21 protein-coding genes are annotated in these 26,051 nt (G+C 59.7%); 11 read left to right on the forward strand and 10 right to left on the reverse strand.

The window, feature by feature from the left end; genetic code table 11:
• Window positions 1–167: 167 nt before the first annotated feature.
• From Q1Y74_RS03820 to Q1Y74_RS03830, 3 genes are all read right to left on the reverse strand, one after another.
• Window positions 168–1,388, reverse strand: coding sequence for an acyloxyacyl hydrolase (locus tag Q1Y74_RS03820; protein WP_300812411.1), 1,221 nt, complete (start codon window positions 1,386–1,388; stop codon window positions 168–170).
• 184 nt (window positions 1,389–1,572) lie between these two features.
• Window positions 1,573–2,613, reverse strand: coding sequence for a hypothetical protein (locus Q1Y74_RS03825; RefSeq protein ID WP_300812412.1), 1,041 nt, complete (start codon window positions 2,611–2,613; stop codon window positions 1,573–1,575).
• 88 nt (window positions 2,614–2,701) lie between these two features.
• Entirely contained in the window at window positions 2,702–4,507 is a 1,806-nt protein-coding gene (locus Q1Y74_RS03830) for a long-chain fatty acid--CoA ligase (RefSeq protein ID WP_300812413.1), read from the reverse strand.
• A 210-nt stretch (window positions 4,508–4,717) separates the two neighbouring features.
• Between Q1Y74_RS03830 and Q1Y74_RS03835 the strand changes: the two genes are divergently transcribed.
• Both Q1Y74_RS03835 and murF read left to right on the forward strand, forming a co-directional pair.
• A complete protein-coding gene (locus Q1Y74_RS03835) occupies window positions 4,718–5,794 on the forward strand; it encodes a M20 family metallo-hydrolase (RefSeq protein WP_300812414.1) in 1,077 nt (358 codons plus the stop codon).
• A gap of 40 nt (window positions 5,795–5,834) precedes the next feature.
• Window positions 5,835–7,133, forward strand: a complete 1,299-nt coding sequence (gene murF, locus Q1Y74_RS03840) for a UDP-N-acetylmuramoyl-tripeptide--D-alanyl-D-alanine ligase (RefSeq protein ID WP_300812415.1) — start codon at window positions 5,835–5,837, stop codon at window positions 7,131–7,133.
• A gap of 190 nt (window positions 7,134–7,323) precedes the next feature.
• Here the strand turns inward: murF and Q1Y74_RS03845 are convergent, their stop codons facing one another.
• Window positions 7,324–7,716, reverse strand: a complete 393-nt coding sequence (locus Q1Y74_RS03845) for a VanZ family protein (RefSeq protein ID WP_300812416.1) — start codon at window positions 7,714–7,716, stop codon at window positions 7,324–7,326.
• 102 nt (window positions 7,717–7,818) lie between these two features.
• Here Q1Y74_RS03845 and Q1Y74_RS03850 point away from each other — a divergent pair, with 102 nt between their 5' ends.
• Complete coding sequence (locus Q1Y74_RS03850; RefSeq protein WP_300812417.1) at window positions 7,819–9,186, forward strand: sodium-dependent transporter; 1,368 nt, start codon at window positions 7,819–7,821, stop codon at window positions 9,184–9,186.
• 10 nt (window positions 9,187–9,196) lie between these two features.
• On the opposite strand, the gene Q1Y74_RS03855 is transcribed toward Q1Y74_RS03850, so the two are convergent.
• The 4 genes from Q1Y74_RS03855 to dut are packed head-to-tail and all read right to left on the reverse strand — an operon-like array spanning window position 9,197 to window position 13,496.
• Window positions 9,197–10,504 (reverse strand): peptidoglycan DD-metalloendopeptidase family protein, encoded by a 1,308-nt coding sequence (locus tag Q1Y74_RS03855; RefSeq protein ID WP_300812418.1) that lies wholly within the window; start codon window positions 10,502–10,504, stop codon window positions 9,197–9,199.
• Complete coding sequence (locus Q1Y74_RS03860) at window positions 10,501–11,127, reverse strand: DUF4292 domain-containing protein (RefSeq protein ID WP_300812419.1); 627 nt, start codon at window positions 11,125–11,127, stop codon at window positions 10,501–10,503. The genes Q1Y74_RS03855 and Q1Y74_RS03860 overlap by 4 nt, the downstream gene beginning before the upstream one ends.
• Before the next feature lie 46 nt (window positions 11,128–11,173).
• Window positions 11,174–13,045 (reverse strand): tetratricopeptide repeat protein, encoded by a 1,872-nt coding sequence (locus Q1Y74_RS03865; protein ID WP_300812420.1) that lies wholly within the window; start codon window positions 13,043–13,045, stop codon window positions 11,174–11,176.
• 16 nt (window positions 13,046–13,061) lie between these two features.
• Window positions 13,062–13,496 (reverse strand): dUTP diphosphatase, encoded by a 435-nt coding sequence (gene dut, locus Q1Y74_RS03870; protein WP_300812433.1) that lies wholly within the window; start codon window positions 13,494–13,496, stop codon window positions 13,062–13,064.
• Window positions 13,497–14,280: 784 nt separating this feature from the next.
• On the opposite strand from dut, the gene dgt reads away from it, so the two are divergent.
• Window positions 14,281–15,612 carry a dGTP triphosphohydrolase gene (dgt, locus tag Q1Y74_RS03875; RefSeq protein ID WP_300812421.1) on the forward strand — a complete coding sequence of 444 codons (1,332 nt, stop codon included), beginning with the start codon at window positions 14,281–14,283 and terminating at the stop codon, window positions 15,610–15,612.
• A gap of 10 nt (window positions 15,613–15,622) precedes the next feature.
• Here dgt and Q1Y74_RS03880 read toward each other — a convergent pair whose 3' ends face one another.
• Together Q1Y74_RS03880 and Q1Y74_RS03885 are read right to left on the reverse strand one after the other, a co-directional pair.
• The gene (locus Q1Y74_RS03880; RefSeq protein ID WP_300812422.1) at window positions 15,623–16,618 is read right to left on the reverse strand and encodes a GNAT family N-acetyltransferase; all 996 of its coding nucleotides are present in this window, start codon (window positions 16,616–16,618) and stop codon (window positions 15,623–15,625) included.
• A gap of 93 nt (window positions 16,619–16,711) precedes the next feature.
• Window positions 16,712–17,545, reverse strand: a complete 834-nt coding sequence (locus Q1Y74_RS03885) for a 1-acyl-sn-glycerol-3-phosphate acyltransferase (RefSeq protein WP_300812423.1) — start codon at window positions 17,543–17,545, stop codon at window positions 16,712–16,714.
• 228 nt (window positions 17,546–17,773) lie between these two features.
• On the opposite strand from Q1Y74_RS03885, the gene Q1Y74_RS03890 reads away from it, so the two are divergent.
• The 7 genes from Q1Y74_RS03890 (at window position 17,774) to mraY (ending at window position 25,936) form a co-directional block, all read left to right on the forward strand.
• Window positions 17,774–18,280 (forward strand): RNA polymerase sigma factor, encoded by a 507-nt coding sequence (locus Q1Y74_RS03890; RefSeq protein WP_300812424.1) that lies wholly within the window; start codon window positions 17,774–17,776, stop codon window positions 18,278–18,280.
• Between the two features lie 809 nt (window positions 18,281–19,089).
• A complete protein-coding gene (gene mraZ / locus Q1Y74_RS03895; protein WP_300812425.1) occupies window positions 19,090–19,581 on the forward strand; it encodes a division/cell wall cluster transcriptional repressor MraZ in 492 nt (163 codons plus the stop codon).
• Window positions 19,582–19,651: 70 nt separating this feature from the next.
• A complete protein-coding gene (rsmH, locus tag Q1Y74_RS03900; RefSeq protein ID WP_300812426.1) occupies window positions 19,652–20,566 on the forward strand; it encodes a 16S rRNA (cytosine(1402)-N(4))-methyltransferase RsmH in 915 nt (304 codons plus the stop codon).
• Window positions 20,567–20,595: 29 nt separating this feature from the next.
• Window positions 20,596–20,943 carry an FtsL-like putative cell division protein gene (locus tag Q1Y74_RS03905; RefSeq protein ID WP_300812427.1) on the forward strand — a complete coding sequence of 116 codons (348 nt, stop codon included), beginning with the start codon at window positions 20,596–20,598 and terminating at the stop codon, window positions 20,941–20,943.
• Between the two features lie 18 nt (window positions 20,944–20,961).
• On the forward strand, window positions 20,962–23,085 hold the full coding sequence (locus tag Q1Y74_RS03910) for a penicillin-binding protein (protein WP_300812428.1): 2,124 nt from the start codon (window positions 20,962–20,964) through the stop codon (window positions 23,083–23,085).
• Window positions 23,086–23,181: 96 nt separating this feature from the next.
• A complete protein-coding gene (locus Q1Y74_RS03915) occupies window positions 23,182–24,642 on the forward strand; it encodes a UDP-N-acetylmuramoyl-L-alanyl-D-glutamate--2,6-diaminopimelate ligase (RefSeq protein WP_300812429.1) in 1,461 nt (486 codons plus the stop codon).
• A gap of 25 nt (window positions 24,643–24,667) precedes the next feature.
• Window positions 24,668–25,936 carry a phospho-N-acetylmuramoyl-pentapeptide-transferase gene (mraY, locus tag Q1Y74_RS03920; RefSeq protein WP_300812430.1) on the forward strand — a complete coding sequence of 423 codons (1,269 nt, stop codon included), beginning with the start codon at window positions 24,668–24,670 and terminating at the stop codon, window positions 25,934–25,936.
• Window positions 25,937–26,051 lie beyond the last annotated feature (115 nt).

A 26,051-nucleotide genomic window follows, 5' to 3' on the forward strand; every position in this document is an offset into this window, starting at 1 on the left:
GCACGGTACGCGGAAGATGCCTGCATGGTACGCGGACCGTGCAAGCATTCTCCAAGCACCGTGCAAGCATCCTCCAAGACGGATAATAAAACACAGATTATCAGAAAGATGCGAATTGCCGACACCACCTGCGGCCACGGGACAGACCGCAGAAAGGATGTCCTCACCTACTGCCCGAAGCGCCAGCCCAGACCCAGCATCAGGTTGTTGGGGTCCTTGAAGTTGCTCAGCTGGTAGCCCACGTGGAGGAAGAGGCGGCGGGTGAGGAAGGTCTTCAGGGCCAGTATCTGGTAGAAGCCGCGGGTGTCCTCGCCCTGCTGGACGAGGTTGCGGCCCACACCGACGTTCACCGAAAAGATGGGCATGTTCAGCTCGGCGCGGAGGGAGAGGCCCACGGCGAACTGCTCGCGGAAGGGAGGACGGTAGAACTTCATCTCGCCGCCGCTGACGTCGTCCACCCGATAGTCCTTCAGGTTGGCGCCCTCGTCGTACTGCGCGTCGAGCGAAAGGCCCGCCCGGAAGTATTGGTTCACCACATACATGGGGTTGAAGTTCAGTCCCAGCACGGCAAACGAACCGGGCACCAGCTCGGCGTGCTCCACTCCCCCCTCGTTCCAGAAGAGGCCCCGCTTGCGGGTGGAGCCGTAGAGCACCAGGTCGTAGCCCAGGCGGCCGCGGAAAGAAGAAGCGGTTTCTTCCTGCACGGAGGCCTGTACGCCGCCGGCCGGAGCGCCGAAGGTGCGCACCACGCCGATGCGGGCACCCACGGTGTTGACGCCCGAGTTGGGATAATGGGTATTGCCGTTGGAGTAGTGCGTCAGGTCGATGCCGGCGGTCAGGCTCCACTGCGGCGCCATCTGCCAGTTGAGGAAGAAGCCCGCATTGATATAGGCATTGACGGGCGAGCCCACCACGTCGTTGTAGGGATTGGTGTCGGGATTGTACTTCTTCCAGCCGAAGGAGGCGCCGAAGTTCCACTCGTAGTCCAGCGTCAGGCGGGACGAGAGGCGGGCGATGCGCGAACCCTGGAAGGCATAGACGGCCACGGGCGTGCCCACCTCGGCAGCGTTGAAGAAAGTGTTGTAGGCCACGCCGATGCCCTGGTAGGCGTGGGGATAGAGTCTGCCCAGGCGCGAATCGGGCGAGAACTGGAAGGCATACTTCAGGTGGATGCCCAGCGCGGTGTTTATGGGGCTGCCGGCGGCGTTGTTCCCCTCGAAGAAACTGCGGGTGGGGAATACGTAGCCGGGGCGGACGTCGACGCCCAGGCGGTGGACCACGCCGCGGCGAACGGAGTCGGCCGGTTGTTGCAGGACCTGGGCGCGGAGGCTGCCGGCCACGCACAGCAGGCAGCAGACCAGGGAGGAGAAGAGGGTTTTCCGGTTCATGAGGAGGAAGAGGTTAGTTCAGTTTCACAAGTTTATGAATAGGTTGCAGACAAGGAGTCAAGGAGTCAGGAAGGCAAGGCGCTGAGCCGATGCCTTGCAAAGGCTTGTCAGTATAGCGGGAGTATCGGCCTTTGACTCCTCAGCCTGCCCGGAGCGGGCAATAACTCCCATTAACTCCAGTCAGTCAATTCTCAAAGTTAACATCCCGTTCGGTGGCCGAGAACGAATAGTCCTTCGGGTCGTAGAGGTCCATCCGCCCCTTGAGCACACGGCGGCGCCCCGTCTGCGGGCAGCTGGCATGGAGCTCGTAGGAGATGCCCGTATAGCGGAACGAGCACTTCACGATGCAATCCATCATCTTGCCGGGCGGCACGACGACGGTGTCCGTCACGGCCAGCAGCTCGTCGGACACGGGCAGTTCATAGGTCTCGCCCGACAGGGGAAGCTCGGTCCCCATCAGCCGCGGGCGGTCATACTTGTCCAGCTCGGGCACGGGAAGGACGGGCATCTCGGTGCCGAACATCTGGAACAGCGACACGTCGATGGGCGTCGTCCACTGGTCGCCGCCGGCGAAGGTAACCATGCGGTGGAAACGTTCGTAGGGATGGAGCGGATAGCTCCAGGGATGGTCCGTGCCGTTGATGGGAGAGACCGCGGCCTGCCGGACGATGGCGTTGTCCTGGAACTCATACCAGGAGTCCAGCGAATAGACGATGCTGTCCACCCGATAGCGGGGCGAAGGGTCGAGGCGCAGGCTGATGGTACGGGAAGTATATTCGTCGCCCACGAGGAGTTGCATCTGCATCATGTCGAGGCTGATGTTCTCCGCGCCGTAGAGGTGCAGCTGCCTGCCCGAGGTGCGCTCCACGGTGAGCGCCAGCCTGGGATGGTCCACCACCAGACGGACGGGGCCGGTATCCCGGCAGTAAAGCTCGGTATCGCGGGCTATCAGGGTTCCGTCGGGGCTGTAGATGTCGCCCGTCAGGGCCTCGTAGCTTCCCCCGTCCACGGACTGCGTGAAGTCGGTGCGCAGCCAGATGCCGTTGACGCGCCAGTCGGAAGTCTTGAAGTCGATGACTACGTCGGAGCCGTCCGTGGCCAGCTGCACGTCCTCGGCCGAGGGGGCGAAGTCGTCGATGAACACGTCCGGGTTGCAGCCGCACAGCAGGGCTGCCAGGGCGGGAACGATGAATAAGGTAGAAAAGGAAGGAAAGAAACGCTTCATAGTGTCTACGGTTTGTTCGGACTGCAAAGAAATGAATTTTCATCCATATCTCCAACAGTCCGCACAAACTATCCACACAGATTCAGCCTCATTCCTCGTACATGCGGTCGATGAGGTCCTTGTAGTTCCGCGCCACGACGCTGCGGCGCAGCTTCAGCGTGTTGGTCAGCTCGCCGCGCTCCATGCTGAACGGTTCGGGCAGCAGGGTGAAGCGCTTCACCTGCTCGTAGTGGGCAAACTGCTGCTGCAGGGTGTCGATGCGCTCGCGGAAGAAGGCCTGTATGCGCGGATGCTCCAGCAGCTCGGCCATGGACGAGGCCATGATGCCCTTCTTGGCGGCATACTCCTTCACCAGCGGGTAGACGGGAACGATGAGGGCGGAGACGAACTTGCGCTCGTCGGCAATGATGGCCACCTGGTCGATGTAGCGGTCTACGACGAACTTCGTCTCCAGGGCCTGCGGCGAGATGTACTTGCCGTTGGAGGTCTTGAAGAGGTCCTTGATGCGCTCGGTCAGGTAGAGGTGGTCGCCTTTCAGGTAGCCCGCGTCGCCCGTGTGGAACCAGCCGTCGGGGTCGATGGCGGCAGCGGTGGAGACGGGCTTCTTGTAGTAGCCCGCCGTGATGGTCTGTCCGCGCAGCAGGATTTCGTTGTTCTCGCCTATCTTCACTTCCACCTCGGGCATCACGGTTCCCACCGAGCCTATTTCGTAGCCCTCGTTGAGGAAACAGGACACGGTGGCGGTGGATTCCGTCAGGCCGTAGCCCACCACCATGTTGATGCCTACGGAGTGGACGAACTCGCAAATCTCGTCGGAGACGGCGGCGCCGGCCGTGGGGAAGAAGTTGCCGTTCTCGATGCCGATGGTCTTTTTCAGCAGGGAGAACACGGTCTTCTCGTAGAACTTGTACCGCAGGCGCAGCATGGCAGGCGGACGCTTCCCGCAGCGCAGGTATTCGATGTTGTGCTCCCGGCCCACGCGGATGGCGTCCTGTATCAGCGCCCGGCGTACACCGCTCTCCTGGGCGATGCGTTCCTGCACGCCGGTGTAGACCTTCTCCCAGAATCGGGGCACGCTGCACATCAGCGTGGGGCGCACTTCCTTGATGGTGGTCTGTATGTCCTGCGGACGCAAGTTGACGCAAATCTGCACACCCTTGTGGATGCAAAGGTAGCACCAGGCCCGCTCGAAGACATGGGTCAGCGGCAGGAAGTTCAGGGAAACGTCCTGGTCCGTCATGAACGGAAGGCGGATGTCGTGGATGCGGAAGGCGGTGGCGTAGTTGGAGTGGTGCAGCATGACGCCCTTGGGTTCGCCCGTGGTGCCCGAGGTGTAGAGGATGTTGGCCAGGTCCTTGTCCGAAGCCCGCGCCGTGCGCTCCTCCACCACGTCGTTGTGGGGCAGGCCTTCGCCCCGGCGCATGAACTCATCAAAGTAGATGGAGGTGGTGTCACGCGGGTCCTTCACGACGGCCCGGTCGAAGATGACCAGCTGGTGAAGCGAATGGCAGAGGCCCAGAACACAGAAGGCAGCGTCGTACTGGAACTGCTCGCCGACGAAGAGGAAGCGTATCTCGGCGTCGTTGATGATGTACTGCGCCTGCGCGGGCGAACTGGTGGCATAGAGCGGCACGGTGACCGCCCGGTTGGCAAAGGCCGCGAAGTCCACGTAGAAGCATTCGGGCTTGTTCTGCGAGAAGATGCCCACATTCTCCTGCTCCTTCACGCCCAGCGCCGCCAGCGCATTGGCCGCCTGGCGCACCTGCTGCGAGAAGCGGTTCCAGCTGACAGAAATCCACTGCCCCGCTTCATAATCCCTGTACTTCAGCGCTACTCTCTCTCCATACTTCTCCGCCTGGCGGTGGACCATGACGGACAAATGATGATAAGCCATGTTTTCTTACAGATTGATGAATACCTCGCAAAGGTATTAGTTTTATTTGAAACTATTTAATAAAAAGCAAATAATTCCAACAAGTTCCGCCATAGAAGTGCCCGCCTGCCGTCCTTGTCCCCCTCCGCCTGAAGAAAACGCGGGCAAGCCGGACGAACGTACCGAATTTATCCGTAAGTTTGCAGACGCTAAAACAGACTGGAAGAAACCATGAAGTACGACATCCCTACCCTGACCTCAGAGGCCGTCGGCCTGCTCAGGTCGCTGATAAGCATTCCCTCCGTCAGCCGCGACGAACGGCAGGCTGCCGACTGCCTGCAACAGTACATCGAGCTGCAAGGCATGGAGACGGGCCGCAAAGGCAACAACGTGTGGTGCATGAGCCCGCTGTTCGACCTGAAGAAGCCCACCCTGCTGCTCAACTCGCACATTGACACGGTGAAGCCCGTCAGCGGATGGCGGAAGGACCCCTTCAGCCCGCTGCTGGAACCCAACGGCAAGCTCTACGGACTGGGCAGCAACGACGCGGGCGCCAGCGTGGTGAGCCTGCTGCACGTGTTCCTCACCCTGTGCCGCACAAGCCAGCGCTACAACCTGCTGTTCCTGGCCTCGTGCGAGGAGGAGGTGTCGGGCAAGGAGGGGATTGAAAGCGTGCTGCCCCAGTTGCCCCCCATTGCATTCGGGCTGGTGGGCGAGCCCACCGAGATGCAGCCCGCCATCGCCGAAAAGGGGCTGATGGTGCTGGACGTCACCGCCACCGGCCGCTCCGGCCACGCCGCCCGCGACGAAGGGGACAACGCCATCTACAAGGTACTGGACGACATCGCCTGGTTCCGCGACTACCGCTTCGAGCGGGTGTCGCCCCTGCTGGGTCCGGTGAAGATGAGCGTCACGGTGGTCAACGCCGGCACGCAGCACAATGTCATCCCCGACCGCTGCACCTTCGTGGTGGACATCCGCAGCAACGAGTGCTACACCAACCGGGAGCTGTTCGACGAAATCTGCCGCCACATCCGCTGCCAGGCGCAGGCCCGCTCCTTCCGCCTGAGCTCGTCGCATGTGAAGCCCGAACATCCGCTGGTGCGGCGCGCCGTCGCCCTGGGGCGCACACCCTTCGGCTCGCCCACGCTGTCCGACCAGGCACTGATGCCTTTCCCCTCCATGAAGATGGGACCCGGCAAGAGTGCCCGCTCGCACACGGCGGACGAATTCATCTTTGTCAAGGAGATAGAAGAAGCCATCGGGCTGTATCTGGAGTTGCTGGACGGGGCGGACATCAGGGAGTGAGCCACACTATATAATAATGTACAATCAAGAAAACAGACTTATGGATATCAATACCCTCTACCAGATTTTCCTGCAATGCAACGGCGTCACGACCGACAGCCGCCACTGCCCGCAGGAGTCGCTCTTCATAGCCCTCAAGGGTGACACGTTCAACGGAAACGCCTTCGCCGCCCAGGCACTGAAAGACGGATGCGCCTATGCCGTGGTGGACGAACCCGCCTATGCCCCGAAAGACGACCACCGCTACCTGCTCACGGACAACTGCCTGAAGACCCTGCAAGAACTGGCCCGCTACCACCGCCGCCAACTGGGCACACGCATCATCGGCATTACAGGCACCAACGGCAAGACCACCACCAAGGAACTGATGGCGGCCGTACTCAGCCAAGCCTATAACCTGCTCTACACGCAAGGCAACCTGAACAACCACATCGGCGTGCCCCTTACCTTGCTGCGCCTGCGTGCCGACCACGACCTGGCCGTGGTGGAGATGGGCGCCAGCCATCCGGGCGACATCCAGGAGCTGGTAGACATTGCCGAACCCGACTACGGCCTCATCACCAATGTAGGCAAAGCACATCTGGAGGGATTCGGCTCGTTCGAAGGAGTGATGCGCACCAAAGGTGAACTCTTCGACTTCCTGCGCCAACGGGGAGACTCTACCGTATTCGTCCATCGGGACAACCCTTACCTGTGCAAGATGGCAGGAGGACTGAACCCCATCTACTACGGCAGCGAAGACGGTCTGTACGTCAACGGACGGGTGACGGACAACTCGCCTTTCCTGGCCTTCGAGTGGAAGGCCGGACGGGAGGAGCAATGGCACAAAGTGCAGACACATCTCATCGGAGACTACAACTTCGCCAACGCCCTGGCGGCCGTCACCGTGGGACGCTTCTTCGGTGTGGAGCCCCAAAAGACAGACCGCGCACTGGAGGAATACATACCGCAGAACAACCGCTCGCAGCTGCTACAAACGGGCGACAACACGCTCATCATCGACGCCTACAACGCCAACCCCACCAGCATGAGGGCCAGCATCGGCAACTTCCGCAACATGAAGGCCGACAACAAGATGCTGATATTGGGCGACATGCGCGAACTGGGCAAGGAAAGTGCTGAGGAGCACCAGGCTGTAGTGGACTATCTGGAGGAATGCGGTTTCCGGGACGTGCTGCTGGTAGGCAGCCAGTTTGCAGCCACCCGCCACTCCTACCCCACCTATCCCGACGCCGCCGCACTGGCCGAACACCTGAAGGCCGACAAGCCGCAGGGAAAGACCATCCTGATAAAAGGCTCCAACGGCATCCACCTGAGCTCCGTAGTGGAGTATCTGTAAGGGCGGTTGACGGGGGTGCCAAAGGAAATATAGAGACAATAGCTCGTCTCAATATAATAAGGATGGCACACAGATGACGCAGATGATACAGATTTTCACAGATAAATCCTTTAAGCCGGCATTCTAATCTGTGGTTATCTGTACAATCTGCGTCATCTGCGTGCCATCCCGCTTTTCGAGGGTCTCCTGACTATTCGGTTCCCCTCATCCGCCGCATCAGTACAAAACGGCCCACCAGAGAGGCCAGCAAGGCACCCGCAGTGTTGGCGGCAAAGTCCATCCAGTCGCCACCCCGGTAGGTGGTGCAATACTCCTGCAACAGCTCCACCACACCGCTGAACAGCACGGGACAAAGGAAAGCCCCCACCCAAGCGTGCCACAAGGGCAGATTTCCCTTGCGGTGTGCCCGCATGAACTCCAGCCACAACATGCCCGACATGCCGAAATACATGCACACATGAACGACCTTGTCGAGGTTGGGAATGGTGTCAAGCCCCGTCGAAGGCGGCTTGAAGAAAGAAAGGTAGACTACGGCCAGAATGACCAGAAGCGACACGGGATATTTCTTAATATAATATAGCATAGCTAAATATTTGACGAATGGGTCGCAAATATAGGGAACATTTTCTATATTTGCACGTTTCATGTACATTTAATAACAAATTGAAAGAATAGACTACGTTTTATGACAAAAAGTGACAGAGCCAACTTTGGCAGCAAACTGGGAGTTATCCTGGCTTCGGCAGGCTCGGCCGTGGGGCTGGGCAACATCTGGCGTTTTCCCTTTGAAACCGGCAATCACGGCGGAGCCGCCTTCATATTCATCTACTTGGGATGTATCCTTTTCTTCGGCATCCCCATCATGGTGGCCGAATTCGTCATAGGCCGGCGTTCACGTTCCAATACGGCCGGCGCCTACCAGAAGCTGGCACCGGGCACCCACTGGCGATGGGTGGGACGTATGGGCGTGCTGGCGGGCTTCCTCATCCTGAGCTACTACTCGGTGGTGGCAGGCTGGACGCTGGAGTACATCTGCGAAGCGGCCACGGACAGCTTCGAGGGCAAGTCGGCCGCAGAGTTCATCGCCTCGTTCAACAGCTTTGTGGGCAACCCCTGGCGGCCGGTCATCTGGCTCATCGTCTTCCTGCTGGCCACACACTTCATCATCGTAAAGGGAGTGGAGAAGGGCATTGAGAAATCATCCAAAATCATGATGCCCATTCTGTTCCTGCTGCTCATCATCCTTGCCATCTGTTCCGTCTCACTGCCCGGTGCCGGTGCAGGCATCGAGTTCCTGCTGAAGCCAGACTTCAGCAAGGTGGATGCGGGCGTGCTGCTGGGAGCCATGGGACAGGCCTTCTTCTCGCTCTCGCTGGGCATGGGATGCCTGTGCACCTACGCCTCCTACTTCCGGAACGACACCAACCTGCCGCGCACGGCGCTCAACGTGGCGTGGATAGATACGCTCGTAGCCATCCTGGCAGGCTTCATCATCTTTCCGGCAGCCTTCTCGGTGGGCATCCAGCCCGACGCGGGTCCCAGCCTGCTCTTCATCACCCTGCCCAACGTATTCCAGCAGGCCTTCGGCAGCCTGCCCTGGCTGGCAGTCCTCCTGTCCATCCTGTTCTACATCCTGCTGGCGCTGGCGGCGCTCACCTCCACCATCTCCATGCACGAGGTGGTGACGGCCTACCTGCACGAAGAGTTCAACCTGAGCCGCGGCAAGGCGGCCCGTCTGGTGACGGGGGGCTGCATCGTGCTGGGCATCTTCTGCTCGCTCTCGTTGGGGGTTGGCAAGGAATACACGCTGTTCGGGCTGACTCTGTTTGACCTCTTCGACTTCGTGACGGCCAAGCTGATGCTCCCGCTGGGCGGTCTCTTCATCTCCATCTTTGCCGGCTGGTATCTGGACAAGAAGGTTATCCGCGAGGAAGTCAGCAACAACGGCACCCTGAAGCTGGGCATCTATCACATCATAGCCTTCCTGCTGAAGTATATCTGCCCCCTCGGCATCGGGATTATCTTCATCAACGAACTGGGGCTGCTGAAGTAAGAGCACAGCCTCAGCGGTTGAGCCACGGCTCGGGGTTGAGCTTTTCCTTCTCCTTGCGGAGCTGGAAGTGCAGGACGGTGCGGCCGTTGTCCGAGGCGTCGGAGAAGACTTCGCCGAGGCTCTGCCTGGTCTTCACCTCGTCGCCCGTCTTGACGGAAGCGGAAGAGAGGTTGCAGTAGACGGAGATGTAGGCGCCGTGGCGGACGAGGATGTTGAACAGGCCGTTCAGCTTGAACACGGCGGCCACCTTGCCGTCGAAGATGGCGCGGGCCTGTGCGCCGGGCTTGCCCTGGATGTCGATGCCCTTGTTGTCCAGCTTCACGCCGCGCAGGCCTTCGACGGCGTACTGGCCGTAGCGGCTGGTGATGATGTAAGGGCCGCTGATGGGCATGGGCAGGCGGCCGCGGTTGGCGGCGAAGTTGCCCGAAAGGGTACGGTCGGCCTTGCTCAGGGTGTACTCCTCCAGCGGGGCGGCGGCAGGACGCGCGGGCGTGTTTTCCTTGCCTGCCGCGGCGGCGGCCTCTTCCTGCGCCTTCTTGCGTGCGGCGGCCTCGCGTCGGGCCTCCTCCTCGGCCCGCTTGCGGGCTTTCTCTATCTCTTCGGCAATGAGGCGGTCAATGCGTGCGTTCAGCTGGTTGGCTTCCTTGCGCTTGCGGGCTATTTCGTTCTGCAGGCCGCGCTGTTTCTTCTGCAGGCTCGTCACCAGCGCCCGTTTCTCCTTCTCCTCGTCCTCCAGCTTCTGCTTTTCGTCCTCGCGCTCCTTCAGGAGGCTTTCCTTGGCCTGCCTCACCTGGGCCAGCTCGGCCCGCTTCTCGTTTATCTGCTTCTGTTTCTTCAGGATTTCCTCGCCCTGCAGGCGCTGGTAGGTGGCATACTCGCGCACGTAGCGCAGGCGGCGGTAGGTCTGCGCAAGGCTCTTGGCAGAGAAGATGAACAGCAGTTTCTCCTCGACAGAACGGTTCTTGTAGAGATATTGCACGGAGGCCGCATACTTCTGTTTCTTATCCTTGAGGTCGCGGCGCAGGCGGTCCAGCTGCCGGTTGAGCGAGGACATCTCGCGGCCGATGCTTTCAATGTCGTTGTTGATGGTGAGGATGTAGCGTTTGCGCTCCTCGATGCGGCCGGTCAGGGCGGCCAGGCTGTTCAGCTGGCTGCCCACGTCCTTCCTGGTGGTGCTGAGGAGGGACTCTGTCTCGGCAATCTGCTTCTGCAAATCGCCGCGCCTGCTCTCCAGCTCCTTGATGAGCTTGTTGGACTGGGCCGACAAGGAGCCAAGCACCACACACAATACAATCCAGACAACGACCAGACGTCTCATAGCTTCAAATCGGCCAGCATGGCGAGCAGTTCCGCCAGTTCCACTTTCTTATACCGGGCCGACACCTGCGTGGGCGTCAGCGAGAGGGGCTTGTCCGAGAAGTCGGTCAGCTCCAGCCGTCCCTTCTCCAGCTTGGGGATGCCTAGGTCGCGGCCTTCGAGCACTGTCCGCCCTCCGGGCCGGGCGGCCTTGAAGAGCAGTTTCTCCAGGTGGGCAAAGTCGGCTTTCTTGGGCAGCAGCCCCTTGAGCTCGTTGCGGTTGGTCTGCACGTACTGTTTCCCCATGCGGTCTACGAGCATCACCTCGTCCGGCGTAACGTCCAGCCGCACCAGTTCCGTGCGCAGGACGGGCATGAGGAAGGAAAGTTGCAGGCGCTGGCCCGACACAAGTTTCAGGGTGCCGTTCACCGTCAGCGCACCGCCCTTGTGGGGAACGGTGAGGCGGACCTTGGACGAGAGGCAGGCGGACTGCGACGAGCCTTCGGCCTGGCGCGACGTCTTGCAGGCCGAAAGGCCGAACAGCACGGCCAGCAGCAACAGGAGCACCGGCAGCGCTGCCGGACTGCGGCGTGCGCGGCGCTGTCCGGCAAGGATATGGAATAGGGGGATGAGGGTTTGCTTCATATACGGGATGATTCGTTAGGCGTTAAAAAACGGAGGAACCGGCGCGTCATTGCCCCGCGGCCGGAGGCGCCGGGGCGGGAATGTACTTCTTCAGACGGATTTTGTCTTTCAGCGTCACAGACTCGCTGCCCATCTCCAGCGCCTGCTTCCAGAACTTCAGGGCACCGTCCACGTCGCCCGTCATGTAGTAGATGTCGCCGCAGTGCTCCACCACGTCGGCGCTGTCCGAGCCGTTCTTCAAGGCATCGTCTATGTAGATGCGCGCCTCGGCATAGTTGCCCTTCTCGAAGAGAATCCAGGCGTAGGTGTCCAGGTAGGTAGCGTTGTCAGGCTCGGCCTTGACGGTCTTGTAGCTCATTTCCTCGGCCTTGTCCAGGTCGCGCCTCTCCAGCGAGAGGAAGTAGGCGTAGTTGTTCAGCGCCCCGATGTTGTTGGGGTTATAGACCAAAGCCGAGTCGTAGGCGGCAAAGGCCAGTTCGTTCTGGTTCTTCATGTGGTAGGCATCGGCCATGATGTTGTAGAAGTCGGACACCACCTCCTTCTTGCTTTCGGGCGTGACGTGTTCCAGCGCCTTGTGGCAGGTGGCGATGAGGTCGTCCGTCCGTTCGGCCTGGTTATAGCCGATGGCCAGGTAGAAGTAGAACTCCAGGCGGTCGGGATTGGCCTCCACCCCGCCCTCGCAGAGGTCGATGACGGCGTCGTTGTCCTTCTTCTCCACGGCGTCGCCCAGCAGCGTCATGCGGGCGGCCGTGTTGGTGGGGTCTATGTCGAGCACCGTCCTCAGCACGGGCATGGCCCGGTCGTTCATCTGCTTGGAGATGAGGTACTGGGCATAGAGCAGCGGCAGTTGCGGGTCGTCGGGCTCCTGCTCCATGATGCGGTCGAAAAGGCCGATGACCCGCAGGCTGTCGCCACCCGCCTGCTCGTTGCGTACAATGAGGCTGCGCATGACGGCCAGCCGCGTGACGGGCTCCACCTTGCGGTTGAGCAGGAGCGAGTCAAGCTGCTGCTCGTAGCGTTGCTGCCGGCCCGTCTCCTCGTAGTAGGTGGCCAGCGAGTACATGGCCTGCGCGTTGTCCGGCTCTTCGTCCAGCACCTTGCGGTAGAGGCTGTATGCCTCGTCGGGCTTGCCGTTCTGCAGGTAGACGTCGCCCAGCACCACCTGATAACGCAGGTCGCGCGGGTATTCGGCCACCAGCGACTCAATCTCGCGGAAGGCGCGTTTCGTGTCCTTCTTCTCCTGGTAAATCTGGAACTTCTCCATGCTCAGCTGTTCGCTCTTGCCCGTCATCTCTTCCAGGCGGTCCAGCACGCCGATGACCTTGTCATACTCCTGCCGCGTCTCGTAGATGGCCAGCAGGCTGTAGAGGGGGTCCAGCTTGCCGGCAAAGCGCACGGTCATCTGTTCCAGCAGGGCGGCGGCCTTCTCCAGGTCCTTCTGCTGCATGTAGAGGCTGGCCAGGTCCTGGGCATACCAGAAGTTGTCCGGGGCGTATTCCACCGCCTTCTCCAGCGCGGCCTGCCCCTGAGGCACCTGCTTGAGGAACATGTAGTACTGCGCCAGCTCGTGATGGGCCGAAGCCGCCGTCGGGTTCAGCGCCAGGCAGTGCCTCAGCATCTCGAAGGCGGCGTCATACTGCTCCAGGTTCTTCAGCCGCACGGCCTCCAGGAAATAGTAGTCGTACTTGCGCTGCTGCCCGGGGCTGAGCGCAGGCGCGGGAGCCGCCGTTTCCCTGCGCTTCCGCTTCTTGTCCTTCTTCTTGCCCGAAGGGTCTTTCCTGCCGCTACCGGCATCGGCGGCCACGATGACGGCCGAAGCCGCCCGCCCTCCGGTCACCCCACCGGCCACGGCAGCACCGGAAGTGAGGCACCAGGCGCTCATCCAGAGCGCAAGCCATATCTTGATTGCGAATTTCATGCTGTCTGTTTCTGGTTTACTTTTTACCCGTATGGCCGAAGCCTCCGGCCCCGCGTTCGGTTTCGTCCAACACTTCGACCTCTTCCCATGCGGCCTGCTCGTGGCGGGCTATCACCATCTGGGCGATGCGCTCGCCGTCTTCAACGACAAACGGCTCGGCCGAGAGGTTGACAAGGATGATGCAGACCTCGCCCCGATAGTCGGCGTCTATCGTGCCCGGCGAGTTGAGCACCGTGATGCCCTTCTTCAGGGCCAGCCCGCTGCGCGGACGAATCTGGGCCTCGAAGCCCGCAGGCAAGGCCATGTAAAGCCCCGTGGGCACCAGACAGCGCTGGAGGGGCTCCAGACGGATGGGTTCCGGAAGGTTGGCGCGGATGTCCATGCCGGCCGAAAGGCCGGTGGCATAGGCCGGAAGCGGATGCCGCGACTTATTGATAATCTGTACGGTCAACATATTGATTCTTTAATTTATACGCTGAAGCGGCGGACACGGCCGCCGGCAAATTCTCCAATTAAGGGGCGAAATTACGGATTTTGAAGCAAATAGCTGCACATTTGCCAGTTAAATAATGAGAATGAAGGCGCTCCGGCGGCTGAAGGCGGACGCCGGAGCGCCTTTCCGGACCCCGGGCGGAAGGCGTGAAGGACAGGGCGGAACGCGCCGCACGGCCTCCGGGGCCGCACGGCACCGTGTCGGCCCACGGCCCCTGCGCCCGACAAAACGACAGGAAAAGGCACGATTCCGCGACAAGGCACTCCGGCCGGAAGGCGCTGAAAAATCGGGGCGGAAGGGAAACGGGAGCCTGAAAGCGGATAAACATGCGTCCGACGCCCGCAACGGCCGCATGCTTATGCAGAAAACGGCAGCCCGAAGCCGCCGCAATGCAGGCGCGGCGCGCGCAGGAAGCCTGCACCGTCCGCGCAGATTGCCTGCACGGTCCGGACACGACGCCTGCTCCGTCCGCAACGGACGCCCGCACCGGCCGTCCGGAAGGCCTCCGACCGCCTTACAGGACGCGCTTTCCGTCTCTTTCGTTTGTAAACATTCCGCTATCCGCCTATGAACCAGCCAGATAGCCTCCGCCTGCCTTAAAAATCGGCGGTGCCTCCTCCTCCGGCCCGAAACAGACGATTCTGAGGCAACGGAATATGCAGAATGTCAAAATGAAAGAGAGCGTTTCGCACGTCGGAAAATAGTGATACATTTGCAGGCAGTAACCAACAGGAAACAAGCCATGATGAACTGGAATCGCCTCATATCGGCCAAACGCTTCGGCCTGGAAGAGTTTCACAACGAACGCCGCGAGAACCGCTCGGAATTCCAGCGGGACTACGACCGGCTGGTCTTCTCCGCCCCCTTCCGACGCCTGCAGAACAAGACACAGGTCTTCCCCCTGCCGGGCAGCATCTTTGTACACAACCGCCTGACGCACAGCCTGGAAGTGTCGTGCGTGGGACGCTCGCTGGGCAACGGCGTGGCACGCGGCCTGCTGGAGCGGCATCCCGAGCTGGCCGGCAGCGGCCTGACGGAGACAGGCGCCATCGTCTCGGCGGCCTGCCTGGCCCACGACCTGGGCAACCCGCCCTTCGGGCACTCGGGCGAGCGGGCCATCTCCACCTTCTTCTCCGAGGGCAAGGGACAGGCGCTGCGCGGGGACATGACGCCCGCCCAGTGGGAGGACCTGACGCACTTCGAGGGCAACGCCAACGCCTTCCGCCTGCTCACCCACCAGTTCGAGGGAAGACGGCGGGGCGGCTTCGTACTGACCTATTCCACCCTGGCCAGCATCGTAAAATACCCGTTTTCATCGCGCCTGGCCGGAAAGAAGTCCAAGTTCGGCTTCTTCACCACCGAAGAGGAGAGCTTCCGCCGCATTGCCGACGAACTGGGCATGCGCCGGCTGAACGACGACCCGCTGAAGTATGCCCGCCACCCGCTGGTCTACCTGGTGGAGGCGGCAGACGACATCTGCTACCAGATGATGGACCTGGAGGACGCGCACAAGCTGAAAATCCTCACCACGCGCGAGACGCAGGACCTGCTGCTGGCCTTCTTCAACGACGAGCGCCGCCGCCACCGCCTGCAGACGCTGGAGATAGTGAGCGACGTCAACGAGCAGATAGCCTACCTGCGCTCCAGCGTCATCGGGCTGCTCATCGAAGAGTGTACACGCGCGTTCCTGGACAACGAAGAGCAGATACTGGCGGGCGAGTTCGAGGGGAGCCTCATCCGCCACGTCAGCCCGCTGCCCGCCGGGGCCTACGAGCGCTGCGCCGCGCTGTCGGCCGAAAAGATATACCGCTCGCGCGACGTGCTGGACATCGAGCTGGCGGGCTTCCGCATCATCAGCACGCTGCTCGAAATGATGACGGACGCCGTGCGCTCGCCCGAGAAGGCCTACTCGCAACTGCTCATCAACCGCGTCTCAAGCCAGTACAACATAAAATCGCCTGTATTCTGCGAGAGAATACAGGCGGTACTTGACTATATTTCGGGAATGACGGACGTGTTCGCCCTGGACCTCTACCGGAAGATAAACGGCAACAGCCTGCCGGAAATCTCGTAGTCCGTCCGTCTCACTTGCCCTGTATGTGGGGATAGAACACCTTGTTGGCGCCCGAAGTAAGGTTGCAGGCGTCGGGCTCGCTTTCAATGAAAGACTGGATGTGGCGCATCCGCTTCTCGGCCAGAATCTCGTCCACGGCAATGAGAATGCCCGTTTCCTCCACGTCGCCGAAGCCGTAGTTGATGGCCGTTCCGAACATGCGCATCGTAGGACTGAGGCTCATGTAGGCATTGACCAGGGGAGGGATGTTGTAACCCAGCTTGCGGACCTCGGCATTCAGAATCTTGTAGTCGTCCTTAAAAGTATCTTCACAGAAGAGGGCGGCCAGCTCCTTCTCGTCAGACTCAAGTTCGAGCGGTTTCATCGGGGTAATCAGCCCGTCCTTGTCGCCGAAATGCTTGCGCAGGAAGTAAAGTATCATGTCACGGCCGCGACGGTCGTAGCTGGGATACATCGTCACCTTGCCGAAGAAGTACTTCACGTTGGGCATGATGACCGTCAGCGCGCCCAGCCCGTCCCAAAGGTTGTCCAGCGCGAAAAGGCCCTTGCTCCCGGCGCGGGTGGACTGGTATTCCAGGGTGACGAACGAGCGTCCCAGCTCGATGGTGGTGGGCAGGTATTCCTTGAGGAACTTGTCGGAGAAGTTGAACATGTGCGAAGTGGCCAGCACCGGCGCCCCGTGCCCGTCAAAGCGCACGTCGGTACCCAGAATGTAGCGGTAGCCTCCCAGAATCTCCTCGGCCTCGGGGTCCCACACAATCAGCTGCTTGTAGGGATTCTCCATCAGGTCATATTCGTCGAGGTCCATCGACAGGCCCGTTCCTCCGCCCGCGGCGCGGAAAGCGATTTCGCGCAGACGGCCAATCTCCTTCATCACGTTCGGAGAGTCCTGCGCCGTGATGATGTAAATCTGGTTGTTACTCTTGTTCGTCATGCGCAGGCGCTTCTCTTCCGTCAGTTCCGCCTTCAGCAACTCTTTACTTATCGGTTCAATAATCTCTTCCATATCGCTTCAAATAAGAATCGGGAGCCGGAAAGTCCGGCGGCAACGGGCACCAGGCCCTCGCTGCCTCTTTTCCTTCCGTCCGACCCGTTATGTTTAATCGTTAATCTTCAGTTTGTAAACAATCTCCTTCACATATTGCGCCCACTCGGCAGGCGTCCTGCTCTTGTCGAACGTCTGCCAGGGAATCGGCTTTCCGATGGTGACCGTGAACGTCTTGTGCCGGTTCTTGAACATTTCGTCGGCCAGATAGAGCATGGCTATGTTAAACTTGATGCCCAATGCCTTGCACAGGTTGGCCAGGTTGTAGAAGAAGTTGGAGTTGCGTCCCTCGAAATGGACGGGTACGACGTCGCGTTCAAACTCCACGCTTTTGGTGATGAACGTCTTTTTCCAGTCCAGGTCGCGGATGACACCGTTGCGGCGGCGCGAGCAGAGCCCGGCGGGAAACATGATGAGCTGGTCGTCCGAAGAGAAGCCGGCCTCAACCATCCTGGGAAAGTCCTTGGACTGGCGGCCGGTCTTGTTGATGGGGATGCAGAGGGGGGCCAGGCCGTGCAGGTTCATCAGCAGGTCGTTGACCAGATACTTCACCTTGCCGTCGTAGTGGGTTCCCAGCACATAGCCCAGGGCCAGGCCGTCCTGTCCGCCCAGCGGATGATTGGAGACGAACGTGTACCTTCCTCCCGCATCGGGCAGGTTCTCTTCGCCCTTCACCACAATCCGGGTGTCCAGATAATCCAGGCTGGCTTTCAGGAAATCCACGCCGGTCTTGTCCTGCACCCTGCGCAGGAAGTCGTTCAAATCGTCCTGATGGACGACACGTTTCAAGTATGAAACGAGGAAGCCGGGGATGTATCTGGCCTGCTTCGGCGCCTTTTCCCGGAGCACCTTGTCAATGTCTATCAAGAACAAAGAGTCGTCTGCCATTCTTCAGTCTATTGAAATGATGCGCAAAATTAACGCATCTTTTTAATAAAAGGCAAACAATTGACAAAAAACTACACCCAAAATCTATCAAAAACCACCTGATATCTATCAATTGACAGTTTTCCCCCCAAAGTTTGCTTGTTTTACTCCCGCCTCCTGCAAGAAGTGCGCATAAATTTGCATCAAATAAACGCCCAAACGACGAAGTAACAATTAACAAAGCACTGTATGAACAACAACATTACATTCAGAAACGACCTTATCAGCGTACAGGACGACCTCCTGCGTTTCGCCTACAAGCTGACCGCCGACCGCGAAGAAGCCAACGACCTCTTGCAGGAGACATCGCTCAAAGCCCTGGACAACGAGGACAAATATACGCCCGACACCAATTTCAAGGGATGGGTCTACACCATCATGCGCAACATTTTCATCAACAATTACCGCAAGGTGGTGCGCGACCAGACTTTCGTGGACCAGACGGACAACCTGTACCACCTGAACCTGCCCGCCGACAGCGTGTACGAAAGCACCGAACGCGCCTACGACCTGAAAGAGATGCACCGCATCGTCAACGCGCTGCCGCGCGAATACAAGATTCCCTTCTCCATGCACGTATCCGGATTCAAATACCGCGAGATTGCCGAGAAGCTGAACCTCCCCCTGGGAACGGTGAAGAGCCGCATCTTCTTCACCCGGCAGAAACTACAACAAGAGCTGAAGGATTTTGTTTAGCCCGCAGAGGGCAACGGCCCGCTTTTTAGGAACTCTTAGCCAATCCGTCCGGAAAGCCGCCGGAAACATCCCGCGGAACACACGCCCGACCCAAGGTCCGGAACGGCGGCAGAGCACCGGCAGTACGCTTTGTTAACAACGCACGGCCGCCAAGACGGCCGCAAGAAGCATGAAACCAGAACCAGTTCAATAGAGAAGCCGCAGACACCGCACCGGTACCGCCGCAGGGCTGTACCGGCACCGCCTGCGGCGAATGCCGCGCCACGCGTCCTGCGCGATGCGCAAAAAAGAAAAGGACAGCCCGGCAAGCCGTCCGGATTTTAGTTGTATGTAGATGGAAGAAGGAGGAGACGGGCGCAAGCCCGCCTCCCTTCCGTCCTTGCAGCCAGCCGGTCCCCTCCGCCCTCCCGGAAGACGGCGCTCCTCCCCACTCGCCCCCACCTTCCGCGCCTCCGCCCACCCGTCCGAAGGCGGCGCCCCGCAGGCAGCCGGAAACAGCCCCCGCCAATCGGCGTCCAGACCGTGCAAGCATCCTCCACGGACCGTGCAAGCATCCTCCACGGGCCGTGCAGGCATCCTCCGGACAGGCCCCGGACACCCCCTGCGGGAAGCCCCGCGACACACCGCCGCAGCCGCCCCGAACTCCCTCTACAACCCACTGCAGCACCCTTCTGAAAGCCTATTCATTATCAACGCAATAAGCTGTCAACAGGTTGTTGAAAACTTCTTATAAAGTTTTTAGTTAAAAGATTGTGGGGAATTGTGGGGAATTGTGTACTTTTACCGTCGCTTATTATAATAAGGTGAAAATGATACGTTTCTTAGGCAATATCGAAGCCCGGACGGACACCAAAGGAAGGGTGTTCATCCCGGCCTGCTTCCGGAAGCAGCTCCAGGCAGCCTCCGAAGAGAGCCTCGTATTGCGCAAGGACGTCTACCAGGACTGTCTGGTGCTCTACCCCGAAAGCGTGTGGTTCAAGACGCAGAACCAGCTGCGCAAACGGCTGAACAGGTGGGACGCCCGGCAGCAGAACATCTTCCGCCAGTTTGTAAGCGACACGGAGGTGGTAGTCCCCGACGGCAACGGACGCATCCTGATACCCCGACGCTACCTCCAGATGGCGGGCATCGGCAGCGCCGTAAGGTTCGTAGGCATGGACGACACCATCGAAATCTGGGCGGCAGAGCGGGCGGAACAGCCCTTCATGAACCCCGAAGAGTTCAGCGCCGCCCTGCAAGACCTGCTGGGAGGCGACGACGAAAACGGCGGAGAAGAGACACCGGACACAGGAGCGCAATAAGCCCCAAGGCCCCAACGCGCAGAAACAAAGACAGACAGAGGAATACAGAAAACAGCAAAAATACAGCCTGATGACGAACGAAGAACAGACCTATCACATACCCGTGCTGCTGAAGCCCAGCGTGGACGGCATGAACATCTGCCCGGACGGAACCTACGTGGACGTCACCTTCGGCGGCGGCGGACACTCGCGCGAAATCCTCTCCCGCCTGGGAGACGGAGGCCGCCTGCTGGGGTTCGACCAGGACGAGGACGCCGAGCGGAACATCCCGGCCGACCCGCACTTCACCTTCGTGCGCAGCAACTTCCGCTACCTGCACAACTTCCTGCGCTACTACGGCGTGGAGCAGGTGGACGGCATCCTGGCCGACCTGGGCGTGTCGTCGCACCACTTCGACGACAGCGGACGGGGCTTCTCCTTCCGCTTCGACGGGGCGCTGGACATGCGCATGAACAAGCGCGCAGGCCTCACCGCCGCCGACGTGGTGAACACCTACAGCGAAGAACGCCTGGCGGACATCTTCTACCTCTACGGCGAACTGAAGAACAGCCGCAAGCTGGCCGCCGCCCTGGTCAAGGCCCGCACGGCAGGAGCCGTAGCCACCATCAGCGAGTTTCTGGAGGTGGTGAAGCCCTTCTTCGGCCGCGAACGCGAGAAGAAGGAGCTGGCCAAGGTGTTCCAGGCCCTGCGCATCGAGGTGAACCAGGAGATGGAGGCGCTGAAGGAAATGCTCTACGCCGCCATCGGGGCGCTGAAGCCCGGAGGCCGCCTGGCCGTCATCACCTACCACTCGCTGGAAGACCGCATGGTGAAGAACGTGATGAAGACGGGCAACGTGGAGGGCAAGGCCGAAAAGGACTTCTACGGCAGGACCGACGCCCCCCTGCGGCCGGTGAACAACAAGGTCATCGTGCCCGACGAGGACGAAATGAGCCGCAACCCGCGCTCGCGCAGCGCCAAACTGAGAATAGCCGAAAAGATTTAAGTGCAAAACCATAAACAAGGGAGGCCACAATGGACAAAGGACAAACTGAAGAAAAAAGCATCAGAAGACGCACCGCCTGGAAGAACATCGTAGGCGGCGACATCCTGGCTACGGACTTCTTCCGCCGCCAGACCAAACTGCTGGTGCTCATCATGGTGCTCATCATCTTCTACATACACAACCGCTACGCCTGCCAGCAGCAGCTGATAGAGATTGACAAGCTGAAGAAGGAACTGACGGACATCAAGTACGACGCGCTGACACGCAGCTCGGAACTGATGAAGCAGAGCCGCCAGTCGAAGATTGAGGAATACATAGCGGGCAGGGAGAGCGACCTGCAGACCTCGACCAACCCGCCCTATCTGATTAAGGAATAACGATAAAACGACCCAACCATGGCTGTAAACAAGAAGAATATAATGACCCGCTACTTCTTCGTCATGCTCGTCATGAGCCTGGCGGGAATTGCCATTGTCGTGAAGGGAGCGCTGATTATGTTCGCCGAACGGCAGTACTGGCAGGACGTGGCCGACCGCTTCGTGCGCGAAGGCGTCACCGTGAAGCCCAACCGCGGCAACATCCTCTCGGCCGACGGCAAGCTGATGGCCAGCTCGCTGCCCGAGTACCGCATCTACATGGACTTCAAGGCCGGAGGCGAGAAGAAGGACACCATGCTGATGAACCACCTGACGGAAATCTGCGAGGGGCTGCACAAGATATTCCCCGACAAGAGCGCCGCCGAGTTCAAGGCCCACCTGCTGAAAGGACGCAGGAAGGGCAGCCGCAACTACCTGATTTATCCCCGCCGCATCTCGTACATCCAGTACAAGGAGGCCAAACGACTGCCCGTGTTCAACCTGAACAAGTATAAGGGCGGCTTCCACGAACTGGCCTACAACCAGCGCAAGAAGCCCTTCGGCTCGCTGGCGGCTCGTACGCTGGGCGACCTCTACGCCGACACGGCACAGGGCGCCAAGAACGGCATCGAACTGGCCTTCGACACCCTGCTGAAGGGACAGGACGGCATCACCCACCGCCAGAAGGTGATGAACAAGTACCTCAACATCGTGGACCGTCCGCCCGTAGACGGCTGCGACATCATCTCCACCATCGACGTGGGCATGCAGGACATCTGCGAGAAAGCGCTGGTGGACAAGCTGAAGGAACTGAACGCCAGCGTGGGCGTGGCCGTGCTCATGGAGGTGCAGACGGGCGAGGTGAAAGCCATCGTCAACATGATGAAGGCAGGCGACGGCAACTACTACGAGATGCGCAACAACGCCATCAGCGACATGCTGGAACCGGGCTCCACCTTCAAGACAGCCTCCATCATGGTGGCGCTGGAAGACGGAAAGATAACCCCCGACACGGAAGTGGACACCGGCAACGGCGTGATGAACATGTACGGCAGCAAGATGAGAGACCACAACTGGCATCGCGGAGGATACGGAAAAATCAACGTAACCCGCATCCTGGAAGTGTCGTCCAACGTGGGCGTGTCTTACCTCATAGACAAGTACTACAAGAACGACCCGCAGAAGTACGTCGACGGACTGAAGCGCATGAGCCTGGACCAGCCGCTCCACCTCCAGATACCCGGCGAGGGAACGCCCAACATCAAAGGCCCCAAAGAACGCTACTTTGCCAAGACCACCCTGCCGTGGATGAGCATCGGATATGAGACACAGATTCCGCCCATCAACACGCTGACGTTCTACAACGCCATTGCCAACAACGGCGTCATGGTACGCCCCAAGTTCGTAAAGGCAGCCGTCAAGGACGGAGAGGTAATCAAGGAATATCCCACGGAAATCATCAACCCCAAGATATGCTCCGACCACACGCTGGCCCAGATACGCGACATCCTGCGGAAAGTAGTCTCGCAGGGACTCGCCAAGCCTGCGGGCAGCAAGCAGTTCGCCGTTTCGGGCAAGACGGGCACCGCACAGATATCGCAGGGAGCAGCCGGCTACAAGGCCGGACGCACCAACTACCTGGTGAGCTTCTGCGGCTACTTCCCCTCCGAAGCACCGAAATACAGCTGCATCGTCGCCATTCAGAAACCGGGCCTGCCCGCTTCGGGCGGCTTGATGGCGGGCAGCGTGTTCAGCAAGATTGCGGAGCGGGTCTATGCCAAGGACCTCCGCCTCGACCTGAGCGCGGCCATAGACAGTACGACCAACGTCATCCCCGCGGTGAAGTCGGGCGACATGAAGGAGGCGCTCTACGTGCTGAACGAGCTGGACATCCCCGTACAGAACCAGACCGCTGCCCAACAAGGCAGCGAATGGTGGGGACATACCCAGTCGGCACCCACGGCCGTCATCCTGCAAGGCCAGACACCTGCCGCAGGCACCGTGCCCAGTGTAATCGGCATGGGAGCGAAAGACGCGGTCTATCTGCTGGAGAAACAGGGACTGAAGGTAAGGCTGAACGGTGTGGGCAAGGTGAAGAGACAGTCCATCGCAGGCGGAAGCACCCTGCGGAAAGGACAAACCATCGCCCTGACGCTGAACTGACAGGCACAGGCCGTCGGCTCAGACCTTGCGCCAGGCAACGGGAAACAAGAACTTGAATTCTGAACTTTGAAATCTGAATTACTATATATAAGGTATATGAAACTGAACGAACTCTTGAAAGAAATACAGCCGATACAGACCATCGGACGTACAGATATGGAAATAACAGGCGTGGACATTGACTCCAGGCAGGTGGAAGCCGGCCATCTGTTCATAGCCATGCGCGGCACGCAGACCGACGGACATGCCTACATCCCGTCGGCCGTCGCCAAGGGAGCCGCAGCCATCCTCTGCGAAGAACTGCCTGAAGAGGCCGCCGGGAAGCAGGAAGTGGCCTGGGTAGTGGTGAAGGACAGCGAAGAGGCGGCAGGCAAAGTGGCCACCACCTTCTACGGCGACCCCACCTCGAAGCTGGAGCTGGTGGGAGTGACCGGCACGAACGGCAAGACCACCATCGCCACCTTATTATATCATACGTTCCGCTACTTCGGCTACAAGGTGGGACTGATTTCGACGGTGTGCAACTACATCGACGACCTTCCTGTCCCTACGGAACACACCACCCCCGACCCCATCACGCTGAACCGCCTGCTGGGCGAGATGGCGGACAGCGGCTGCAAGTACGCCTTCATGGAAGTAAGCTCGCACTCCATCGCCCAAAAGCGCATCAGCGGACTGAAGTTTGCCGGAGGCATCTTCACCAACCTGACGCGCGACCACCTGGACTATCACAAGACAGTGGAAAACTACCTGAAGGCCAAGAAGAAGTTCTTCGACGACATGCCCAAGAACGCCTTCAGCCTGACGAACCTCGATGACAAGAACGGTCTGGTGATGACGCAGAACACGCGTTCGCGCGTCTATACCTACTCGCTGCGCAGCCTCAGCGACTTCAAGGGACGTGTGCTGGAATCGCACTTCGACGGCATGCTGCTCGACTTCAACAACCACGAGCTGGCCGTTCACTTCATCGGGCGTTTCAACGCCTCCAACCTGCTGGCCGTGTTCGGTGCCGCCGTGCTGCTGGGCAAGAAGGAGGAAGACGTGCTGGTGGCCCTCAGCACCCTGCACCCCGTAGCGGGCCGCTTCGATGCCGTCCGCTCTCCCCGCGGCTTCACGGCCATTGTGGACTACGCCCACACGCCCGACGCGCTGGTCAACGTGCTCAACGCCATTCACGGCGTGCTGGAAGGCAAGGGGAAAGTCATCACCGTGGTGGGCGCCGGAGGCAACCGCGACAAAGGGAAACGCCCCCTCATGGCCAAAGAGGCCGCCCGCCTCAGCGACCGCCTGGTCATCACCAGCGACAATCCCCGCTTCGAGGAGCCGCAGGACATCATCAACGACATGCTGGCCGGACTCGACAAGGACGACATGCAGAAGACCCTCAGCATAGCCGACCGCCGCGAAGCCATCAGAACGGCCTGCATGCTGGCACAGGCGGGAGACGTGATACTGGTAGCCGGCAAGGGCCACGAGAACTATCAGGAAGTGAAGGGCGTGAAGCACCACTTCGACGACAAGGAAGAACTCCAGAAGATTTTCAACGAACATTGAAAGTAACGATTAATCATCAAACACTATGCTATACTATTTATTCCGTTGGCTGGACCAATTCGATTTCCCCGGAGCGGGCATGTTCGGATACACTTCGTTCCGCGCGCTGATGGCCGTCATTCTGGCGCTGCTCATCTCGACCATCTGGGGCGACAAGTTCATCAACCTGCTGAAGCGGAAACAGATTACCGAAACACAGCGCGACGCCAGCATCGACCCGTTCGGCGTGAACAAAGTGGGCGTGCCCAGCATGGGCGGCGTCATCATCATCTTCGCCACGCTCATTCCCTGCCTGCTGCTGGGCAAGTTGGAGAACATCTACATGGTACTGATGCTCATCACCACCGTGTGGCTGGGCTCGCTGGGCTTTGCTGACGACTACATCAAGATATTCAAGAAAGACAAGGAAGGACTGCACGGCAAGTTCAAGATTATCGGGCAGGTGGGACTGGGCCTCATCGTGGGACTGACGCTTTACCTCAGCCCGCAGGTGGTCATCCGCGAGAACATCGAGGTGGAACTGCCCGGCGGACAGATGGAAGTGGTACACGCCGCCAAGGAAATCAAGGCCACGCAGACCACCATCCCCTTCTTCAAGAGCAACAACCTGGACTATGCCGACGTGATGGGCTTCCTGGGCGAACATGCACAGACGGCGGGCTGGATTCTCTTCGTGCTGGTCACCATCTTCGTGGTGACCGCCGTGAGCAACGGAGCCAACCTGAACGACGGCATGGACGGCATGGCGGCGGGCAACTCGGCCATCATCGGCCTGACGCTGGGCATACTGGCCTACGTGTCCAGCCACATTGAGTATGCGGGCTACCTGAACATCATGTACATCCCCGGCTCGGAAGAACTGGTCATCTTCGTCTGTGCCTTCATCGGCGCGCTGATCGGTTTCCTGTGGTACAACGCCTATCCCGCCCAGGTGTTCATGGGCGACACGGGCAGCCTCACCATCGGTGGCATCATTGCCGTGCTGGCCATCATCATCCACAAGGAGCTGCTCATCCCCATCCTCTGCGGCGTGTTCCTGGTGGAGAACCTGTCGGTCATCATGCAGCGCGTCTACTACAAGGCGGGCAAACGGAAGGGAGTGAAGCAGCGCATCTTCAAGCGCACCCCCATCCACGACCACTTCCGCACCAGCATGAGCCTGATAGAGCCGGGATGCAAGGTGTTGTTCACCAAGCCCGACAAGCTGTTCCACGAATCGAAGATTACCGTCCGCTTCTGGATTGTGACCATCATCCTGGCAGCCGTCACCATCATCACGCTGAAGATAAGATAAAGAGCCTCTCCCCCAGCCCCTCCCCCAAAGGGAGGGGAGAAGGTGACTGAGAGACAGAAAAAACAAAAACTGAACATTAGAAGAACAAGATATGAAACAGGAAAGTAATTGTACA

It is taken from the genome of uncultured Bacteroides sp. (assembly GCF_949298305.1).
Taxonomy (GTDB): Bacteria; Bacteroidota; Bacteroidia; order Bacteroidales; family Bacteroidaceae; genus Bacteroides.

Excerpts from the sequence above, each read along its gene's own strand:
- Q1Y74_RS03820 (WP_300812411.1), bottom strand. The coding sequence starts at position 1,388 with ATGAACCGGAAAACCCTCTTCTCCTCCCTGGTCTGCTGCCTGCTGTGC.
- Q1Y74_RS03825 (WP_300812412.1), bottom strand. The coding sequence starts at position 2,613 with ATGAAGCGTTTCTTTCCTTCCTTTTCTACCTTATTCATCGTTCCCGCC.
- Q1Y74_RS03830 (WP_300812413.1), bottom strand. The coding sequence starts at position 4,507 with ATGGCTTATCATCATTTGTCCGTCATGGTCCACCGCCAGGCGGAGAAG.
- Q1Y74_RS03835 (WP_300812414.1), top strand. The coding sequence starts at position 4,718 with ATGAAGTACGACATCCCTACCCTGACCTCAGAGGCCGTCGGCCTGCTC.
- murF (WP_300812415.1), top strand. The coding sequence starts at position 5,835 with ATGGATATCAATACCCTCTACCAGATTTTCCTGCAATGCAACGGCGTC.
- Q1Y74_RS03845 (WP_300812416.1), bottom strand. The coding sequence starts at position 7,716 with ATGCTATATTATATTAAGAAATATCCCGTGTCGCTTCTGGTCATTCTG.
- Q1Y74_RS03850 (WP_300812417.1), top strand. The coding sequence starts at position 7,819 with ATGACAAAAAGTGACAGAGCCAACTTTGGCAGCAAACTGGGAGTTATC.
- Q1Y74_RS03855 (WP_300812418.1), bottom strand. The coding sequence starts at position 10,504 with ATGAGACGTCTGGTCGTTGTCTGGATTGTATTGTGTGTGGTGCTTGGC.
- Q1Y74_RS03860 (WP_300812419.1), bottom strand. The coding sequence starts at position 11,127 with ATGAAGCAAACCCTCATCCCCCTATTCCATATCCTTGCCGGACAGCGC.
- Q1Y74_RS03865 (WP_300812420.1), bottom strand. The coding sequence starts at position 13,045 with ATGAAATTCGCAATCAAGATATGGCTTGCGCTCTGGATGAGCGCCTGG.
- dgt (WP_300812421.1), top strand. The coding sequence starts at position 14,281 with ATGATGAACTGGAATCGCCTCATATCGGCCAAACGCTTCGGCCTGGAA.
- Q1Y74_RS03880 (WP_300812422.1), bottom strand. The coding sequence starts at position 16,618 with ATGGAAGAGATTATTGAACCGATAAGTAAAGAGTTGCTGAAGGCGGAA.
- Q1Y74_RS03885 (WP_300812423.1), bottom strand. The coding sequence starts at position 17,545 with ATGGCAGACGACTCTTTGTTCTTGATAGACATTGACAAGGTGCTCCGG.
- Q1Y74_RS03890 (WP_300812424.1), top strand. The coding sequence starts at position 17,774 with ATGAACAACAACATTACATTCAGAAACGACCTTATCAGCGTACAGGAC.
- mraZ (WP_300812425.1), top strand. The coding sequence starts at position 19,090 with ATGATACGTTTCTTAGGCAATATCGAAGCCCGGACGGACACCAAAGGA.
- rsmH (WP_300812426.1), top strand. The coding sequence starts at position 19,652 with ATGACGAACGAAGAACAGACCTATCACATACCCGTGCTGCTGAAGCCC.
- Q1Y74_RS03905 (WP_300812427.1), top strand. The coding sequence starts at position 20,596 with ATGGACAAAGGACAAACTGAAGAAAAAAGCATCAGAAGACGCACCGCC.
- Q1Y74_RS03910 (WP_300812428.1), top strand. The coding sequence starts at position 20,962 with ATGGCTGTAAACAAGAAGAATATAATGACCCGCTACTTCTTCGTCATG.
- Q1Y74_RS03915 (WP_300812429.1), top strand. The coding sequence starts at position 23,182 with ATGAAACTGAACGAACTCTTGAAAGAAATACAGCCGATACAGACCATC.
- mraY (WP_300812430.1), top strand. The coding sequence starts at position 24,668 with ATGCTATACTATTTATTCCGTTGGCTGGACCAATTCGATTTCCCCGGA.